We start from the raw sequence: 3461 nt of genomic DNA, 5'->3' as shown, positions 1-3461 counted from the left end.
ACACTCAATGAAAAGGGATAAAGTAATACTAACAAGGGTTGATGAGTATATAGCAGAGCGCATAGAATACATAACGAATAACTCAAAAGACATTGAACTGACAAAATCCGAAGTCGTGCGAATAATATTGCATGCATTTTTCAAATCGCAAAAGGATAAGGACTTTGAGAAAGTGCGTGAATTAGCTATTAAAATGAGAAAGGGGCTCTTGTAGACTGCCTCGGGCAAAAATAAGGGTTACCATAAGGCGTTACATCGTAACAATGGATTAATGATACTGAAAAATTTTAGAAATCCTGGTTGTAAGAATCAGGTAATGCACCCGATGGTAACAACCCAAAGCGAAAAGCCATTCAGGTGAATAATCCCTTTTAATCGCTGTTAAAACATCATACATAAACTGTTCATCTTGGACTCTCACATATCTCGCACTGTTTTCGCTTTTCTTTAATAAACCTCCTACAGCTACATATTCAAACTGTTGCTGTAATTTCTCATAGCATTTTAGATATTCCTCCATTGTTTTACCCTGAGCAACAGCTATGAGCTTAAAGTGATATTTGTGTTTGTTCTCCGTGTAAATTTTCAAGCCTTTCATAGCGCTCTGAATTGTCTCCTTATAATCCTTCAGAACATCTATTATTACGCCAAATTCTACGCCTAACCAATTATACCTCTCAAATAATTCGTTATAAGCAATTGTACATCCATTTCGAGTAAAAACACCAGAATCTGCAATTTTTATTAAGTTCTTGGCAAGAATATCCTCTTTATCTAAAAAATATGCGCTCTCGTATAGCAGGTTAAGTTTATAGGGGAATTTACTAAACACCTGTATAAAATTCTTAGTAGTAAGGGCATGTGTCATAACGCCGACCTTAACATCCGGATGCTTTAACATAACCCCTTTAAGGATAAGCAAGCTTGCAGGTCTATCGGCAACAAAAAAGGGGATGAGTTTTCCTCTCATAAAGAGTCTCCTATTGATAAGCGATAAATAAAAGTTTCTCCGGTTTTTAATGCTACTTTTGGTCTTCGATTGGGAATAGGATAAAGAATTTGAACTTTAGGATTACTTTTCCAATATAAATATAACCCTAAAGTTTGAGCCTTTGTTCCAATGGGAGCGATGACTATATTTACTGGTTTGGGGCCTTCCACATTTGATGCGATAGCATCTTTTAATTGCTGATAAAAAAGAAAAGGACCCAAACTATTAACTTTTATCTGTCTCACAAAACTATTATTTAATAGATGTTTATTTGACTGTCGGGCCTCTTCGAGATACTTTTTATCTTCTTCATTCTCTTCTCTGATCCCTATACCGGGTGCTCCAATTAACGCTAAAGTTTTACCAGAAGGGAATTCATTCAAAAAAGCTAATGCTCGATTACTTTCAAATCCTAAAATTAATGCAAGAAGTGTATCTCCATTTATCTCAATGTCCCCCTCAAACCCATCTATGGGAATTATTTTCGATACTCCCACTCTTTTCTCTTCCTCCGTAGGTTCTAAGTATCTTTCACCCAAGGTATATTGGTAGACCGTATTGTAATCCTCTAATTCTTGGCAAAACTTCAAAATGTAATTCTTAGGGAAAGTAGTTATGTCGATAACTACAGTATCATTTTCAGAGATTTCTTTTTTAATATTTTTTAAAATCTCTTTAAAATCATCGTCATAGACATCTAAAAGTTCGAAGATTATATCTTTTTCCTTCAAGAAAGATAGAACCTTTTGCTTTTCTTCCTCCCAGCACTCTAAGTTTTCATGAGTTAAGTAATCTTTGACATTAAACTGAAAGATTAAAGCCTTTCTTATTTTAAACTTTTGAGTAGTTCTTTTAAGAGACTCAAATCCTCTCTCCTCGTAACTTATTGCGAATAAAAATACAATCTCATTCGTGGATTTAGGAGAATATTCAGCAAGTGGAACTGCTTTACCTATTGGAAGAGTATCATTGTTCATGTTTATTCACCATAATCAAAAAGAGTAAGCCCTCTAACAGGGAATTCTCTATCCTTAACGAAATATTTGGTCAATTCATCAATTATTTCCTCAGGATTTTCACTATCAATTAGTTCGTTGAGCCATTCGGCATTTACTTCTTTAGGCCATCTTCGAGCTAATGAAAGGCCAAAGCGTGCACATAGTAACCTATGAAGCTCATACCTATCAGCAGCAATATTGTCTCTAATTTGTGGATTCCGCTTTGTCAATGGAACTCTCAATGTACGTGTCTTAGTACAATCGCTTAGAGCATTTAATGCTCTAATATTTAACTTCGATGCATCTCTTATTTGAAATTCAGAAACTGTTCTTTTTTCTTTACTCCGAGATCCAATTAAAATTCTTTTAAATATTTTCCCCCAGCTTTCGATCAAACGTCGTGCATTTTGGCTTCTTGTTCTTGGTAAAGGTCTCTCCTCTTCATCCATTATTCTGTTGAGGCTTTCAAATAAATTATCAGCATGGATTTTGATTACCGTATTTTGCAGGTTGGGACTGAGGGGGTCTAATTTTTCTCTTTTTGGTTCAATTAAAAGATTTGGATAAGCATAAAAAACCATATCTTTGCAAAGTTCTAAAAAGTCCCTTGGAAGAAAGGAAGATAATGCAACAATATTTTCAAAACCCGAATAATCCCCCTCTGATGATGCCGAGACAGGTAATAAATCTCTTATAGAAATTTTGTAATTCCAGATTCTTTTAAGTCTCCAGTTTGCAAGATCTTCAATGAATTTTAGATAAAAAGCATGTTTCCTTTCTTCATGTAAATCAAATCTGTCAAGACAAACTGGACTGAAGTCGTCACCTGGCTCTATCTGATTACCATCTATATCCTCTTGAGTTGACATAAATGACTTCGTTGCTATCTTAAAGTATATTTTTTCACGATAGCTTGGGCCACGACTTGCTAAAAGGAGATTGACCACTTTTTGCTGATCTTCGTCTAATCTTTCGTACTCATCCAATAGTATGTAAAAAGGTTTTTTCTCCCAGGCTGGTACATATCTTCTTATTCTTTCAATCAGTTCTTTTATCAAGTCAGAAGTAATCCTAATAAACGGTCTTGGAGGAGGTCCTGCAAATTCACTTCTTTTTTCATGAATTAAATCTGCTAAATCTATTAGCGTTTCTACATTCTCGCCTCCTGAAATGGGAAACAACCGCATCAGTTTGTCCAATAATTTCTCAACATTCCCCACTCTTACCCATTGTTTGGAAATACACTCGTCTAACATTTTTATTAATTCTTCTGCTACAATCAAATTGAAGTAGTTTAAAAAGTAATCCATCCACTCATCTCTATTTTCGCCTCTTCTTCGAGTTGTTGCAAACAATGGCAAATCGAGTTTTATATATAATCCAACAAACTCTGGCTCTCTACCGAGCAATTGCCGGATTGGATATGAAAGATATAGTAATATCATAGACTTGCCAGAACCTCTGTGTCCTTC

Annotated in this window: 4 protein-coding genes; 1 reads left to right on the top strand and 3 read right to left on the bottom strand. The window is 35.1% G+C overall.

Annotated elements, in window-relative coordinates; all coding sequences use genetic code 11:
* Nucleotides 1-214, top strand: a 214-nt coding sequence (locus tag QMD82_08530; GenBank protein MDI6851958.1) for a hypothetical protein, incomplete at its 5' end; no start/stop codon positions are given.
* A 54-nt stretch (nt 215-268) separates the two neighbouring features.
* On the opposite strand, the gene QMD82_08525 is transcribed toward QMD82_08530, so the two are convergent.
* The 3 genes from QMD82_08525 to QMD82_08515 all read right to left on the bottom strand — a co-directional run.
* Nucleotides 269-970: a hypothetical protein gene (locus tag QMD82_08525; GenBank protein ID MDI6851957.1), complete on the bottom strand. Its 702-nt coding sequence runs from the start codon at nt 968-970 to the stop codon at nt 269-271.
* Entirely contained in the window at nt 967-1968 is a 1002-nt protein-coding gene (locus QMD82_08520) for a hypothetical protein (protein ID MDI6851956.1), read from the bottom strand. Before QMD82_08520 ends, QMD82_08525 begins: the two co-directional genes overlap by 4 nt.
* A gap of 2 nt (nt 1969-1970) precedes the next feature.
* Nucleotides 1971-3461 (bottom strand): hypothetical protein (locus QMD82_08515; protein ID MDI6851955.1); only part of this gene is annotated, 1491 nt, incomplete at its 5' end.

It is taken from the genome of bacterium, from assembly GCA_030019025.1.
In the GTDB taxonomy this organism is placed as follows: Bacteria; Hydrothermota; Hydrothermia; order UBA1063; family UBA1063; genus UBA1063.
The sequence above is the reverse complement of the archived record's forward strand: the minus strand, read 5'-3'. Positions and strand labels throughout refer to the sequence as shown.